Annotated in this window: 10 protein-coding genes; 2 read left to right on the top strand and 8 right to left on the bottom strand. The window is 43.0% G+C overall.

Annotated features, from left to right (window positions below; translation table 11 throughout):
- Positions 1-5 precede the first annotated feature (5 nt).
- Positions 6-1919 carry an ABC-F family ATP-binding cassette domain-containing protein gene (locus tag AB9K32_RS16235; RefSeq protein ID WP_369885804.1) on the bottom strand — a complete coding sequence of 638 codons (1914 nt, stop codon included), beginning with the start codon at positions 1917-1919 and terminating at the stop codon, positions 6-8.
- Positions 1920-1985: 66 nt separating this feature from the next.
- On the opposite strand from AB9K32_RS16235, the gene AB9K32_RS16230 reads away from it, so the two are divergent.
- Positions 1986-2384: a DUF983 domain-containing protein gene (locus AB9K32_RS16230; RefSeq protein ID WP_252080651.1), complete on the top strand. Its 399-nt coding sequence runs from the start codon at positions 1986-1988 to the stop codon at positions 2382-2384.
- On the opposite strand, the gene AB9K32_RS16225 is transcribed toward AB9K32_RS16230, so the two are convergent.
- The 7 genes from AB9K32_RS16225 to topA form a co-directional block, all read right to left on the bottom strand.
- A complete protein-coding gene (locus AB9K32_RS16225) occupies positions 2366-3427 on the bottom strand; it encodes an NAD(P)/FAD-dependent oxidoreductase (protein ID WP_369885801.1) in 1062 nt (353 codons plus the stop codon). The two genes, AB9K32_RS16230 and AB9K32_RS16225, sit on opposite strands and share 19 nt — an antisense overlap.
- 116 nt (positions 3428-3543) lie before the next feature.
- A complete protein-coding gene (gene gldN, locus AB9K32_RS16220) occupies positions 3544-4446 on the bottom strand; it encodes a gliding motility protein GldN (RefSeq protein ID WP_224836387.1) in 903 nt (300 codons plus the stop codon).
- Between the two features lie 26 nt (positions 4447-4472).
- Complete coding sequence (gene gldM, locus AB9K32_RS16215; RefSeq protein ID WP_369885799.1) at positions 4473-6044, bottom strand: gliding motility protein GldM; 1572 nt, start codon at positions 6042-6044, stop codon at positions 4473-4475.
- Between the two features lie 67 nt (positions 6045-6111).
- Positions 6112-6768 carry a gliding motility protein GldL gene (gldL, locus tag AB9K32_RS16210; protein WP_224836385.1) on the bottom strand — a complete coding sequence of 219 codons (657 nt, stop codon included), beginning with the start codon at positions 6766-6768 and terminating at the stop codon, positions 6112-6114.
- Positions 6769-6857: 89 nt separating this feature from the next.
- Entirely contained in the window at positions 6858-8237 is a 1380-nt protein-coding gene (gene gldK, locus AB9K32_RS16205; RefSeq protein ID WP_224836384.1) for a gliding motility lipoprotein GldK, read from the bottom strand.
- A gap of 122 nt (positions 8238-8359) precedes the next feature.
- Positions 8360-9517 (bottom strand): formimidoylglutamase, encoded by a 1158-nt coding sequence (locus AB9K32_RS16200; protein WP_224836383.1) that lies wholly within the window; start codon positions 9515-9517, stop codon positions 8360-8362.
- A 1-nt stretch (position 9518) separates the two neighbouring features.
- The gene (gene topA / locus AB9K32_RS16195; RefSeq protein ID WP_252080653.1) at positions 9519-12005 is read right to left on the bottom strand and encodes a type I DNA topoisomerase; all 2487 of its coding nucleotides are present in this window, start codon (positions 12003-12005) and stop codon (positions 9519-9521) included.
- 188 nt (positions 12006-12193) lie between these two features.
- Here topA and AB9K32_RS16190 point away from each other — a divergent pair, with 188 nt between their 5' ends.
- Positions 12194-15322: a glycosyl hydrolase gene (locus AB9K32_RS16190; protein WP_369885794.1), complete on the top strand. Its 3129-nt coding sequence runs from the start codon at positions 12194-12196 to the stop codon at positions 15320-15322.
- Positions 15323-15375 lie beyond the last annotated feature (53 nt).

The raw sequence follows: 15375 nt of genomic DNA, 5'->3' as shown, positions 1-15375 counted from the left end.
CTTCCCTAATCCAGTGATTCCAGCTCGTGAGAAATGTTTTCCCAATCCTCCATTAAAGATTCCAGGTCTTTCTTTTTACCCTCATACGAATCAAAAAAATTGGGCTTTGCTATGGTAGCATCATAATCCATGAGCAGCTCGTGGTCTATATGGGCAATCTCCTTTTCCAATTGGGAGATTTTCTTTTCGACACCGCTCAATTTATTTTTAAGGGATTTTTGTTTTTTCTGAGTTTGATAATCGTTTTCCTTAGGTTTTTCCTGAAGTTTCTCGATTTTTTTCTTTTCACCTTTTTCAACGCTTCGGAAATCATCCATTTTTCGTTGCTCCAAATAAAAATCAATATCTCCGAGATACTCCTTTATGTTGCCTTCTTTAAACTCGTAAACCCTATCTGTTAACCCTTGAAGAAAGTCACGGTCATGGGAAACCAAGATCAAAGTACCCTCAAAATTCTGAAGTGCCTGTTTTAAAACATTTTTGGATTTAATGTCCAGGTGGTTGGTAGGTTCGTCCATTACCAACACATTAAAGGGCTGGAGCAACATCTTTGCCAGGGCCAAACGGTTCCGTTCTCCCCCTGAAAGTACTTTAACATACTTCTCCACATCATCCCCCCTGAACAAAAAAGAGCCCAAAATATCACGGACCTTGCTTCGGTTGGTCTCATTGGCCGCATCGATCATGGTGTCCAGTACGGTTTTATTGCCCTCCAGATATTCGGCTTGATTCTGTGCAAAATAGCCCAATTGCACATTATGACCCATTTTTAGATGACCTTGATAATCCAGTTCGCCAACCATAATTTTGGCCAATGTGGTCTTGCCTTGACCATTTTGACCCACGAAGGCCGTTTTACTTCCGCGCTCTACCAATAAATCTATTCCCTCCAATACTTTTTTGGGGCCATAACTTTTGCCAATTCCGTCCAATTCTGCTACAACTTTTCCAGGGTTCACGGAAACCGGAAATCTAAGGTTCATTACGCTGTTGTCCTCTTCATCCACCTCTATACGATCCATTTTATCCAACTTTTTGATCAGGGATTGCGCCATAGAGGCCTTACTGGATTTTGCCCTGAACTTCTCGATCAAGCGTTCGGTCTGCTGAATTTGTTTTTCTTGGTTTTTTTGGGCACTCAGCTGCTGTTCTTTTATTTCTTTCCGATGCACCAAGAATTGTGTGTATGGTTTATTGTAATCGTAGATTCGTCCAAGAGAGATCTCAATGGTCCTGTTAGTGACATTGTCCAAGAACATTTTATCGTGCGAAACAATTACGACGGCTCCGGCAAAATTGCGTAGAAACTGTTCCAACCAAATAATGGATTCGATATCCAAGTGGTTGGTAGGCTCATCGAGCAGCAGCACATCGTTGCTCTGCAATAAAAGTTTGGCCAATTCTATACGCATGCGCCATCCACCGGAAAAAGTGTCCGTTAATTTATTAAAGTCCTCCCTTTTAAATCCCAAGCCGAGTAGCACCTTTTCGGTATCGCCCTGGTAATTATAGCCTCCCAAAATTTCATATCGATGGGTAACATCGGTAAGATCCACCATAAGTTGATGGTAACTTTCGCTTTCGTAATCGGTACGTTCTGCCAATGCTGTATTGATCTCGTCCAGCCTAAGTTCCAAAGACTTGATTTCCGCAAATGCTTGATGCGACTCTTCCAACACCGTCCTACCTTCTTCAAAGTCGATGTCCTGCTTTAAAAAACCTATCTTCACGTCCTTCTCGGTAGCAATGGTGCCCTCGTCCAAAGGCATTTCCTTGGCCAATAGTTTTAGCATTGTGGATTTCCCCGCTCCATTCTTTCCGATAAGTCCAACCCTGTCGCCCCCGTTAAGACGAAAGGATATTTCCTCGAACAGATATTCTCCTCCAAAAGCTACAGATAGGTTATGAATATTTAGCATTTATATGTGACCTTGATTACATTTAATTATTTGGTGAATGTGTACTTTTGCGCAAAAGCCTTGCAAATGTTAAAAAAAGGAACCAAAATGTACAGCATTTTAACAGGAAACTGCCCAAGATGCCACGAAGAAAGTATGTATGAGAATTCCAACCCTTATGCATTGTCCAAAATTTTTAGCATGAACGATAGATGTTCGCATTGCGGTTTAAAATACAAGATCGAGCCTTCCTTTTTTTATGGGGCCATGTACGTGAGCTATGCGGTCGGTGTTGCCTTTGCAGTGGCAGCTTTTGTAGTTTCTTTCCTATTTTTAGGTACATCCTTGGTAACAACCTTTATCTCCATTGTTGGCACCTTGATCGTTTTTATGCCACTTATTCTAAGGCTATCCAGAAATATTTGGATCAACTTTTTTGTAAAATACGACCCGACCGCTGTTAAAAATCACGAAGTGGTAAAGTAGTATTTTTTGGTAAATCTTTGCACATCCATTTCTGGATCAAGCTCCGATTGTTTTTCAATATGATCAAATAATTGATTGGAGGCATAGGGCCCGATGAGCACTCCCCTGGAACCAAATCCGTTCAACACATACATATTTTGATGTTCCGGGTGCCTTCCGACCAATGGCCTGCGGTCTACAACAGTAGGGCGAATACCCGCAACATGATCCACAATTTTAAAATCACATTTTAAGAAGGTTTCCAGTTTTTCCAAAAGCTCTTTTTTGGACTCCTCGGTGGGTGCATTGGTCTTATCCTTCCACTTATAAGTAGCCCCTACCAAATAGTGATCATTATCCATTGGGATGGTAAACACGGAAGACTTGATCACATTTTCCTCCTTGAACTCAGGGGCATGTACGATCAACAGTTCCCCCTTTGTGCCATTAAGGGGCAAATATCCAAAATACGGGTTTTGCTTGAGCCCATATCCGCAGGCAAAAACAATGTTTTTGGCTAAAGTGGACTTATATTTTATGCTTTCTTCCGATACAAGCAACTCATCAAAATCAAAAGATTCCTCCAATAGCGAATCCGATTTTTTAAGATGATCTTTATAGTTGCGAACCAAAGAACCCGTATCGATCCTACCTGTAAATTTAACTTCTCCAAAACCATAAGGTGCATCGATGGCAGGGTTGACATTGGCAATGATCTTATTGGATAGAAAATGCCCTAAATTGGGACGGTCTGCCGCCTCAAACCAGAGGTTCTGCTCTTCAATGGAAGCAAATTTCCGCAATACGGGAAGCTCATAATCCAGTTTTACGCCCAATTTTTCTTCCAAGTCCCGATAGAATGGCTTTGCCATTTCCAGTTGATGCTTTGCCTTCCATGCCATGGTAAACCGTTTAAGGATTATCGGGTTGTACAATCCTCCCGCAACTTGGGATGCTCTCTGGGACTCATCGGTGATCACGGTAAAGGTTTTGCCTTCCTTTTCCAATACTTCGCAAAAAGAAATGCCCGCCAAACCCAAACCTACTATTATATAATCCAGCATACTGCAAAATTAGGCATATAGGTGATCTTACCACAATTCATGCCCAAGTATAAAACAAAAAAAACGCCGCACTAAGTGCGGCGTCCTGTTCTATTGAATTGGAAATATTATTCGGCTTAGTAAGCCCACATATCTTGTTCCCTGTCCCGAATGCCTTCTTTTATTCTTTGGCCTTCCAAGAGCTGGAACAGTGCATTATCGAATATGTAATCGCTGATTTTACGATCTTCGTGAACATTTTCCTCTTGGTAGATAACACCGTTGAATCGACGCGCGTTCAACAGCATATCAAAGGAAAGGGGTCTTGCCGAATTTCGTTGGTTGTACACTTTGGCTTCGTGCAAAATTTGCCTGGCCGCAGGGTACCATACCCAAAACAACTCTACTTTGTTCTGTCCCGGATCTACAGACTCATCATCTATAAAGTTTACGTCCGGGGCAACTGGGGCAATTCCCAATAAGCGATACTTAAGCTCACCTTGGCGTTTATCGAAATACCAGATTCCTTTTATGCGATACTCCTCGATATCGGCTGCGGTCAAATCCCTTTTGTTTATAAACTCGGGGGAAACTGCCTCACCGGCATTTACCTGCTCGTATCCAAGGTCTGTGGTATCTACCTTGCTCAAAGTGGCTCCAAGGTCTTCCAACTTTCTTTTTTCAGTAAAGTAGGAGTCTGTATAAATCTCGGTAAGATTTCCATTTCTGATATTTTTCATCAAAACGTGGTACAGTGACCTTCTGTCCTTTCCGATATCTATGGTATCGGTCGGGTAATATAATGGAAAGTTAACTCTCTCGTCAAGATCAATGATTTCCCATACGGTCTTGGACCAAAGGATATCCCTATCGTCCACATAACCATATTCCAAAGGCTCATCGTTGTCCTGCTCGATCTGAGCTTGGGTTTTCTTACCTATATCCTCTGGCATCTTGGCGTTCAAAATATTTGCCTGCGCCATGATCGATACCGGCAATATACCCAACAATCCAATTAATAATGCGTTCTTCCAATTCATGATAACTTGTATACTTTTTATACTTCTTAGTTAGTAAGCTCAACCACTACAGGAGATACTTTTTTCAACTTGTAACTCTTGTTGTTTGTGATGTAGGCTTGGATATCGAATATCTGGACTGATTCGCCCCTACCTGCTCTTTTAAGTGCAGATTTGGCTCTTGCATCCAATTTGTTTCCATTTACAACTACGGTAGGCTGACCTGGCACTTTGAACTTGAACTGGCTAACAGCAAGGTTCAAATCAAAATCAAAGTCTTCCAACATAGCGCTAACAGTTGCGATTTCCAAGTTGTTCTTTGGCATTTTAATGCTTCCGGACTCCCCACGAACGGTTCCACTTGGTCTTGGAATGTCCTTGATACGGAACTCGGACTTGGTAGAGATACCTTTACCATCTGGCAATGTACCAGAAGCTGTAATGGTTACCGACCTACCTGTACCTGGGTTCATAACGTACTGGCTTCCGCTTCTTCTGCTCAAACCAGGAGCTGAAGCATTTACCTTGTTATCTGGAATTCCTGGGATGGAAATTGTCATTGGGTTGGCAACACCACGGTATACCACGTTCATTTTATCTGCTGAGATAACTGCTGCATTAGGCATAGAGATAGTTGCGAACGTATTGTTTACTTCTACCGGCACTTCTTCACCGTCCTGCATAAATGTCATGGTTCCTTTAATGGTGTGGTCACCAGGAGTACCGGCACTGATCAACATTTTGATTCCACCAGCTTCCAATTCGTAATCCTTTCCTTCTGTCATTGGTCTTCCGTCCAAGGTCAATTCAGCTTTTACAGGCGTGGAAGTCTTATCAGTTTTGCTGACAATGATCTTACCATCATACTTTTCTCCTGCATAATAAGCCGTTTTAGGAGCGGACAATGAACTTGCAAAGTTGGTCAAGGATACAGCTTCTGTCAACTCACCTTCCAATAGGGTCTTTAACACCTCTTGCTCGGTAGTTTTGATGTCGGCCTGCAATTGGGTCATCTTGGTCAAAGAAGCCACCAATGGGAATCCTTCGTAGTGATAGTTGATCCAATCTTGACGGGTTCCGTCTCTTTTCTCAACCTTACCTTCTGCGTCACCTGTTGCAAAACGAGCTTTAACAGCAGCTTTTAAGGATTCGAACTTACCTTCTGGCAATGCATTGATCACGCCATCACGATAGTTGTTGATGTAGTCCATGAACTTCTTTCCTTCTGGGCCCAAATTGTCCCCTTGAAAGAATTTTTGGTCCAAGTAATCCGACTTGTCCATAACCACATAGTCTTTTGGGTCTTCCAAATCTGCGGTCATTTCTTTTTTCAATCCTTCCAAATAGCTGTAGTAGTCATCTGAAAGTTCTTTTACCTTCTGGGCATCTTCGTACAATTCTCCGTACTCTTCAGCGTTTTCGAAAGCTTTTGTCTCCAAGCTAGCAAAGAAACTAGCGTTGTTGGAATCCATGCTCGTGTTGGAAGTTTCCAACTTTTCGTTCATAAGTCCGAATGCTGCAAGTACTTCCTTGCTCATATTAAGTGCCAACATCGCGATGAAGATCAAATACATAAGGTTGATCATCTTCTGACGTGGTGTTTGTTTTCCTCCTGCCATGTTTTTCTAATTAGGTTTAATAATTAATTTGATTTGGTTTTGTTTTTTGTTGATCAAAAACCTCTAATTAGTTTTTTCCGCCCATGGCTGTAAGCATACCACCGTATACTCCGTTCAAAGATGAAAGGTTAGTGGCCAAAGACTCCATTTGGTCTTTCAAGGCACCTGCGTTCTGTACCACTTCTTCATTGATGGAAGCTTGTCTGCTAGCGCTTTCCAACTGTACTTTGTACAAGCTGTTCAAAGACTCCATTTGTGCTGCTGCATGAGACAATTCCTCAGAGTATTTTTTAGTGTGCTGAATAGCGTCTGTTGTAGGAGTGATATTCTTGGCGGCACCTTCAAAACTCTTGATACTCTCACCCAAATTGGCAAAAAGATCGGAATCGATTTTAGCTTCTTTAAGTAGGTTGTCCAATTTCTTGGAAAGAAGACCTTCGGCTTCTTGGGCATCTTTGGCTTCTTGTTTTTTGGAAGCACTCTGTTGTCCTCCAGCCAATTCTGGGTACACCAATGACCAATCGTACTCGTCGTCTACTGGTTCAAATGCAGAGATAGCAAAGATCAATGCTTCGGTAATAAGTCCAACGGCAAGAAGAAGTCCACCTGTAAGTGGTCCGAACTCCCAGTGAAGGATCTTGAACAATGCACCAATAATTACTACCGATGCTCCTAGCCCGTAGGCCATGTTAAACAGTTTTTTTGTTGATTTTGACTGCGCCATAATTCTAGTTTTAATTAAGTTATATAAATAAGTATTTGGTTACTACTTTTACTTGTTATTTATATAATGTTCCCCTAGTTGAATTTTAATTAGTCAGGTAATCCTTGACCTCTTGTGGAGTCTTCCTCTCCCATATAATCCTGAACCGTTCTAAAGCCAATGTAGCTTCTTGCCGAATCCTGGTATTCGTAATCCCTTGTACTTACTTGTAGGAAGTAGGCAACATCCTTCCAAGACCCGCCACGGATTACCTTTCTTTGATTGTCCTGTGAACCAATGTTCGGGTTCATTGTGGACAGATATTCGTAGGCCCCTGGATCAAAGCTGGAATTGGTCCACTCTGAAACATTACCTGCCATATTGTAAAGGTTGTAGTCGTTTGGCTCAAAAGATTTTGCTTCTACGGTATACAGGGCAGCATCTGCCGCATAATCCCCTCGCTGTGGTTTAAAATTGGCCATAAAACAACCTGTATCGCTTATTACGTAAGGCCCTCCCCAAGGATATGTTCCCCCTTCGATACCTCCTCTTGCAGCATATTCCCATTCGGCCTCTGTTGGCAATCTAAATTGGTTTACAAACTGCTTTCCACGACTTTTTTGATCGTCGTTCTTGAATTTGGTCCTCCAGTTACAGAAAGCCTTGGCCTGCATCCAGTTTACCCCTACCACAGGATAGTCGCTGTAGGCATCGTGCCAAAAGTAATCGTTGTGCATTGGCTCGTTGTAGCTGTATTCAAAATCTCGGATCCAAACGGTGGTATCCGGATAGATTTCCAATTCTTCTTGTTTTATGAAGTCTTTTCTGCTGCCCGTTCTAGCTCTGGCGGCAGCTTCGATGTCCATCCAGCTGTATTTGTACTTGATTTTGGTAACATCAATACTCCTTAAACCATTGTAGCTTTCCTCTTCGGGAAGGTACATGGAATCCATTACTTCGGAGTAATACTCGTCGGGGTACTCGGAGGTATCCCAAACAAGGTCTACATCTTTGTTCAATGCACGGCCTTCGTAACCGGTGGCTCCCAGTCCCGCATAATTGTCGAGCATATATTTATCGTATGCCGAAAGTTCCGTGGTATCGGTATCTTTAAAAGCGTACTCTCCAATACCTTCATCTTCTGGACCAATGCCCAACTCATCGGCCAAAATGGCCAATTTGGTCCGTACAATGGAATCTTTGACCCACTCCACGAACTGACGGTACTCACTATTAGTGATTTCCGTATCGTCCATGTAAAAGGAACGTACGGTTACCGTTCTTGTGGGAGCGTTCAATACTTTTGCCTGATCCTCTTCGGCTTTACCCATTACAAAGGCGCCTCTGGGAATCAGTTCCATTCCATAGGGTTTTTCTGGATGCCATTTTTTTCCCCTTACCCCAACTAGTTCACCTTTTGACTTTGATTTAGAGCCACAACTGGTAAGCAAAAAAACAAGTGCTATAGATGACAAGAATAGCTTTCTCATACTTTAGGTTAAATTGTTCGATTCAAGATTTATAACTGTTATACACAGGTTCATTATTCTCAAAACTGATTTTTGAATAAATTATTGTGTTAAAAACAATTAATGGTCAAAAATTAATTTATTTAGTTCAAGCCTTTTCTGTAAGCTTTGAACCACCTTTCGGGAATGTTTTGGTTGCAAGCATCCAAATAGTCCTCTTCGGTGCATGGTAATAACGCCACCGAATTTGTTTTAGTATGTTCCGCTAAAATTGTTGGTACTTCTACCCACCACCTTTCTGTAATGTGGCTTTTGTAAAAGATAAGTTCTTCCGTATCTGTAGGTACGGTGAATTTTGTGAAGTCTTCGTTCTTGGAACTGGGATATTCCTTTATTCTATAGCTCAGTCCTTCTATAAAATACCAAATGATCTGGGCGATCATCTGAAATGCCTGATGAGAGTTTTCGCCTTCGTAGATACCGAAAAGCGATACTTTGTCACTTATACCCGCATAACGGGCAATGGCACAGATCTCCCTACCGGTAAAGCCATTGGGGGAAAAATTACGGGCCATTCCCATTTCGCTTGCCCGTATCGCCCTTAGATCCAAGCTTACAATATCGCTACTGCGCAATACTGGTTCGGCCAATTCTATGTTTGAAGCGATCTCGCCCAAGCGATAGGCATCAAAAAACAAACGCTCCATCAGGTCTTTCTCTTCTTGGGCATTGAAATAACTTTGATACCCAATATTTGAAAAATTAAAAAGATTATTTGGTTTGTCCGTAATGATCTTGCTCATGTAGGAATGGGATGAAATCAACTCGTCATCCTCCCCGAAGTCGAATCTACTATCAATGGAGACCAAGTTTACCATATTCTTGATCTTGTCGAAAGCACGGTAGGTCGGAAAGGTAATATCTTGGGTAAGCCCCAGTACAATTGGAATAATGTTCTCTTCCAATAGGCCCGCTACAATTTCCTTTACTACAAAGTATGTATCTTCTACCGTATTACCTTCTTCCACATCGCCAATATCGATTATGGTGGAATTCCAGTTGCCCATCATTAAACGGTAAAGCTGGATCCGCACTTCGTCGAGATCAAGTTTCTCGGGTTTTTTTTCGAATGCGTTTCTGGATTCCAATACACCAAATATGGCAACATCGGCATGTGCAAATACCGGAAGTCCATCCTGTTCGGTGTGTACGTGAATGTTTTTGCCCAATGCTTGTTCTGGCAGCAATTCGGAATGTGCCAATACTTTGTCCTTGACCGGAACCAGAAAATCGAAGGCCATATTATTTCTTAGCTTTTGCTTTTGTCTTGGCTTTTTTCTTTGGTGATTTCTTTTCCAATAGCGCCTGTGCTTCTTCCAATGTTATTTTGGTTGCGTCCACATCTTTGGTGAGCTCCACTTTTACCCTACCTTTTATAATATTGTGTCTTCCCCAACGCGCTTTTTCTATCCTGATTTTTTCCTCGGGCCATTCTTGAACGAGTTTTTCTGCCTCCTTTTTCTTTTTGGCCTCTATCAATTCGGCAATATCGCCATCGGAAAGATTGTCGAAATCGTATTTCTTGTTCACATTGATGAACATACCGTCCCATTTTATAAAAGGACCGAACCTACCTTTACCTTTGGTAACATCTTTTCCTTCGTAGGTGGCAATTGGGGCATCGGCTCTCTGTTTTGCCTGGATCAGTTCAATGGCCCTATCCATATCTACATCGAAAGCACTTTCGCCTTTGTCCAAAGAGATGAACTTTTTCCCGAACCTTACATATGGACCGTAGCGCCCTACATTGGCCTCAACTTCTTCACCCTCGTAAACACCTAGTTTACGGGGCAGTTCAAAAAGCGTCATCGCCTCTTCAAAAGTAATGGTTCCAATGGACTGATCGGGCAGCAAACTGGCAAACTCCGGCTTTTCCTCGTCGTCCACGGTACCGATCTGCACCATGGGACCAAAACGACCCAAACGAACGGATACTTGCCTACCCGATTTTGGGTCGGTACCCAGTACTCGCTCTCCACTCGCTCGTTCGGCGTTTTCTTCCACCTCCAATACATTGGGATGGAAATCCTTGTAGAAATTTTTCATCATTTCCTGCCAATCCTCATCACCTGATGCGATTTCATCGAAATCCTCTTCGACCTGTGCTGTAAAATTATAATCCAAAATTTGGGTGAAATGCGTAACCAAAAAGTCGTTTACGATCATCCCTATATCGGTCGGCACTATTTTTCCTTTCTCGGAACCTACCATTTCACTGAGTTGGCTATCGGACACTTTTCCATTTTCCAGAACAAGCTGTACATATTTGCGTTCCGATCCTTCAACGGTACCTTTTTCCACATATCCCCTATTTTGAATGGTTGATATGGTTGGGGCATAGGTAGATGGACGGCCGATTCCCAATTCTTCCAATTTCTTCACCAAAGAAGCTTCGGAATAGCGGTAAGGCGGACGCGAAAATCTTTCAGTTGCGGAAATGTAGACATTTTGTAATGCCTCGCCCACAACCATGGCAGGCAACATTCCTTCTTGCTCTTCCCCATCTTCGTCGTCGGTTCCCTCCAGATAAACTTTTAGAAAACCATCGAACTTAACCACCTCGCCGTTCGCGGAGAATTCTTCGTTATGGGTACTTGCCTGTATTTTTACATTGGTACGTTCCAATTGGGCATCGCTCATTTGAGAAGCCAAGGTACGTTTCCAGATCAACTCGTATAGTTTGGCCTGATCGCGCTCTAATTGCGGCGACTGTAGCTTCATATCGGTTGGCCGAATGGCTTCGTGGGCCTCCTGTGCACCTTTGGTCTTGCCCGTGAAATTTCTGGTCTGGCTATACTTTTCGCCATAATTGTCCAGAATTGCCTCTTTTGCCGCGGCAATGGCTTCGTTGGACAGATTTACGCTGTCCGTTCTCATGTAGGTAATAAGACCTGCTTCGTACAAACGTTGTGCTACTTGCATGGTTCGGCTTACCGAAAAATATAACTTCCGTGATGCCTCCTGCTGTAATGTGGATGTGGTAAATGGTGCGGCAGGTGATTTTTTAGCAGGCTTTTTAGCCAGATCGGAAACCGAAAAGTCAGCCCCTATGTTTTCTTTTAAAAAACTCTCAGCTTCGGTCTTTGTTGGAAAGGTTTTATTTAACTTGGCAGCAAAAGTGCTCCCTCCATCTGTCTTAAATTCAGCCTTTATCCTGAACGATGCTTCTGGTGTGAATGCCTCTATCTCACGTTCACGCTCTACGATCAACCGAACAGCCACGGACTGTACCCTACCTGCAGATAGTCCTGGTTTTATTTTTTTCCAAAGTACCGGGGAAAGCTCATACCCCACCAGTCGGTCCAACACTCTTCTGGCCTGTTGTGCATTCACCAAGTTGTAGTTGATGTCCCTTGGGTTTTCTATTGCCTTTTGAATGGCCGATTTGGTAATCGAATTAAACACAATCCGTTTGGTCTTGTCTTTGTCCAAACCAAGCTCCTCTGCCAAATGCCAAGATATAGCCTCTCCTTCGCGGTCCTCATCACTGGCCAGCCATATGGTCTCCGCTTTTTTTGCCAAATCCTTAAGCTTTTTCACCAAGGCCTTCTTCTCCTTGTCCACGGTATATTTTGGCTTAAAATCGTTTTCAACATCAACACCGAGTTCCTTGGATGGAAGATCTGCGATATGACCAAAACTTGACTCTACTTGGAAATCTTTTCCCAAAAACCGTTCAATGGTCTTTGCCTTTGCGGGGGACTCTACAATAACTAAATTCTTTGGCATGCACTGGGTTTTGTGACAACAAAAGTATATTAAAATTTAAACATCGACATTTACCGGTATCGATTTCATCATAATTTCAAATAAAATCATAGAGAAAACAACCCTATTGATATTAATGTATATGTGATGGCAAATGGAGGTAAAATAATTGTTATTTTTAGAAGGACTAACTCAATAATCCTATTCTGATGACCAACCGCATTCTTTTTTTGGTACTGACAGTACTCTTTTTTTATCCCTCGCAAGCGCAACGCAAAAAAAACACGCCCCAATTCAATGAGTCCCTTTATAGTGGGATGGAATGGCGGATGCTGGGACCCCACCGAGGTGGACGTGCCGGTACGGTCGCCGGTGTAATCGACGACCCCAATCTTTATTATATGGGCACTGCCGGTGGCGGTGTATGGAAAACCACCGATGCGGGAAACTCGTGGGAGTGCATTTCCGACGGTTATTTTGGAGGCTCCATTGGCGCAGTAGCGGTAGCGAAATCCGACCCTAATATTATTTATGTAGGCGAAGGAGAACAGACCCTTAGAGGAAATGTTTCCTCGGGACACGGGCTTTGGAAAAGTATGGATGCCGGGGAGACTTGGGAATTCATAGGACTGAAAGATTCTGAGCACATTGCTCGTATTCGCATCCACCCAAAAAACCCGGACATTGTGTATGTGGCGGCCATCGGAAATCTTTGGAAACCAAACGAGACACGAGGTGTTTTTCGTTCCACCGATGGAGGCAAAAACTGGGAAAAGATTTTATACATCAGCGATAAAGCTGGTGCGGGCGACCTGATCATGGATCCTAACAACAGTAGAATTCTGTATGCTGCCACATGGGAAATGAAACGAAACGGTTACCGTATGGACAGTGGTGGCCCAGATAGCAGAATGTTCAAAAGTACAGATGGTGGTGATACTTGGAAAGATATTTCTGAAAACTCAGGGTTACCAGGATTTCCTTGGGGAATAGTGGGCATTGCGGTTTCCCCAATTGATTCTGACAGGGTTTTTGCCATTATAGAAGCGGAAGATGGAGGTGTCTATCGTTCTGATGATGCTGGAACCACATGGAAAAAAGTAAACGAAAACAGAGGACTCCGACAACGTGCCTGGTACTACAGTAGGATTTATGCCGATACCCAAAACATTGACAAGGTTTGGGTGATGAATGTGAGTTACGGCGTTTCCACAGACGGTGGAAATACATTTACCCTAAAAAATGCGCCCCATGGGGATCATCACGATCTTTGGATAGACCCGAACAATAATCAAAGAATGATCATTGCCGATGACGGGGGAGCCCAAATCTCCAATGATGGCGGAAATAATTGGACTACTTATTATAACCAGCCCACAATGCAGTTTTATCGAATTGCTACGGACAGTATTTTTCCATACAGAATATACGGGGCACAACAGGACAATACCGCATTACGAATTTACCATCGCTCCGCTGGTTCGGCAATCACCCAAGCAGATTGGGAACCTACCGCAGGCGGCGAAAGTGCGCATTTGGCCCCGGACCCCAAGAACAACCAGTTGGTATACGGGGGCACTTACAAGGGATATATGAATCGTCTGGACCATACTACCGGACAAACGATTTCCACCAATATATGGCCAGACAACCCTGCTGGTTCCGGGGCCGAGGTAATGAAATACCGTTTCAACTGGAACTACCCATTGACTTTTAGCCGACACGACCCTAATGTACTTTATGCTGGCTCCAACTATTTGCATGCCACTACAGATGGAGGTCAATCCTGGAAAACCATTTCACCAGAATTGGCCAGAGGAATTCCCGAGACCATCGAATCATCCGGAGGACCCATTACACAAGATAATACAGGCGCAGAATTTTACTCCAATGTTTTTGTGATTACGGAATCAATCCTGGAAAAAGATGTTATTTGGACCGGTAGCGACGACGGATTGATCCACGTAACCCGCGACAATGGAACAACCTGGGAAAACGTTACCCCACCGGCATCCATGTCCCCAAAATTGAATATGATCAACTGCATAGATGCTAGCCCGTTCAAGCCCGGAACCGTATATGTTGCCGCCACTTCCTACAAGTTTGGCGATTACACTCCTTATTTATATAAAACCGATGATTACGGCAAAACATGGACATTGATCACCAATGGCATCAAGGAGAATTATTATACACGGGCCATACGTTCCGATAAGGTCCGCGAAGGTTTATTGTACGCCGGCACGGAGTGGGGCATGTATGTTTCATTTAACGATGGGAAAAACTGGGTGCCTTTCCAACTTAATTTGCCCGTTACCTCCATTAGGGACCTTCATGTTAGGGACAACGACCTGATTGCAGCAACCCACGGAAGAAGTTTTTGGATGATAGATGACCTAACACCGCTTCAACAGTTATCCGAAGAAGTGGCAAACAGTGACTTTTACCTCTACAAACCGGATATGGCATATAGAATGCACCAGAATCGTGCTTGGAGAAAGCCCGACACTAAATTGGTAGGGGAAAATCATCCTGATGGTGCCATCATCAACTTTTACCTTAAAACACTAAAAGAAACCGATACCGTTACCATGGAGATTTTGGAATCCAACGGCAATGTTGTCCAAAGCTTCTCCAACCATGCCAAGCCGGACAAATTGGACCCGACATCGACTCAAAAATTAGATGTTTCCGAGGGAGGCAATCGTTTTATTTGGAATATGAGATATCCCGGTTTTCAAGAATTTAAGGGAATGGTCTTTTATTCTTCCCCGAACATAGGCCCCAAAGCGGTACCTGGCACTTATAGGGCCAAACTTACTGTGAATGGAAAATCCATGGAGCAACCGTTCAACATTGTAAAAGACCCAAGGATAGCATTGAGCCAAGCTGATTTTCAAGATCAATTTGATTTTGTAATGAAAGTGCGGGATCAAGTTTCCCGTGCCAACAAGGCCATTATCAATATCCGAAGTATTAAAAAGGACTTGGCCTACTTAAAGGAAAAAACCAAGAACGATAAAGAATTGCAAAAGATGGCCAAAGATTTTGAAACCGAGCTTTCTGTGATAGAAAACAATATCCACATGACCAAAAACCAAAGTAGACAAGACCCATTGAATTATGGCATCCGAATCAATAATAGGTTGGCCTTTTTAATGGTAGATTCTCAGCGGGGAGACCAAAAACCGACCCAACAGGCCCAAGAGTTTTTTGTGGAAGTGACCAAGGAACTCGACCAAGAGATCAATGCTCTGAACGCTTTGGTGCAAAAACAAGCTAAGCTGATCAATCAAAAAGTGGATCAAAATCAAATAAAAATGATCTCTACCCAATAAACGAAAAACCCTTTTTAAAAAAAACGCCCTTAATTAAGGGCGTTTTTTACTTA

The sequence above is a fragment of the Allomuricauda sp. XS_ASV26 genome (assembly GCF_041224615.1).
Taxonomy (GTDB): Bacteria; Bacteroidota; Bacteroidia; order Flavobacteriales; family Flavobacteriaceae; genus Flagellimonas; species Flagellimonas alginolytica.
The sequence above is the reverse complement of the archived record's forward strand: the minus strand, read 5'-3'. Positions and strand labels throughout refer to the sequence as shown.

Excerpts from the sequence above, each read along its gene's own strand:
- AB9K32_RS16235 (WP_369885804.1), bottom strand. The coding sequence starts at position 1,919 with ATGCTAAATATTCATAACCTATCTGTAGCTTTTGGAGGAGAATATCTG.
- AB9K32_RS16230 (WP_252080651.1), top strand. The coding sequence starts at position 1,986 with ATGTTAAAAAAAGGAACCAAAATGTACAGCATTTTAACAGGAAACTGC.
- AB9K32_RS16225 (WP_369885801.1), bottom strand. The coding sequence starts at position 3,427 with ATGCTGGATTATATAATAGTAGGTTTGGGTTTGGCGGGCATTTCTTTT.
- gldN (WP_224836387.1), bottom strand. The coding sequence starts at position 4,446 with ATGAATTGGAAGAACGCATTATTAATTGGATTGTTGGGTATATTGCCG.
- gldM (WP_369885799.1), bottom strand. The coding sequence starts at position 6,044 with ATGGCAGGAGGAAAACAAACACCACGTCAGAAGATGATCAACCTTATG.
- gldL (WP_224836385.1), bottom strand. The coding sequence starts at position 6,768 with ATGGCGCAGTCAAAATCAACAAAAAAACTGTTTAACATGGCCTACGGG.
- gldK (WP_224836384.1), bottom strand. The coding sequence starts at position 8,237 with ATGAGAAAGCTATTCTTGTCATCTATAGCACTTGTTTTTTTGCTTACC.
- AB9K32_RS16200 (WP_224836383.1), bottom strand. The coding sequence starts at position 9,517 with ATGGCCTTCGATTTTCTGGTTCCGGTCAAGGACAAAGTATTGGCACAT.
- topA (WP_252080653.1), bottom strand. The coding sequence starts at position 12,005 with ATGCCAAAGAATTTAGTTATTGTAGAGTCCCCCGCAAAGGCAAAGACC.
- AB9K32_RS16190 (WP_369885794.1), top strand. The coding sequence starts at position 12,194 with ATGACCAACCGCATTCTTTTTTTGGTACTGACAGTACTCTTTTTTTAT.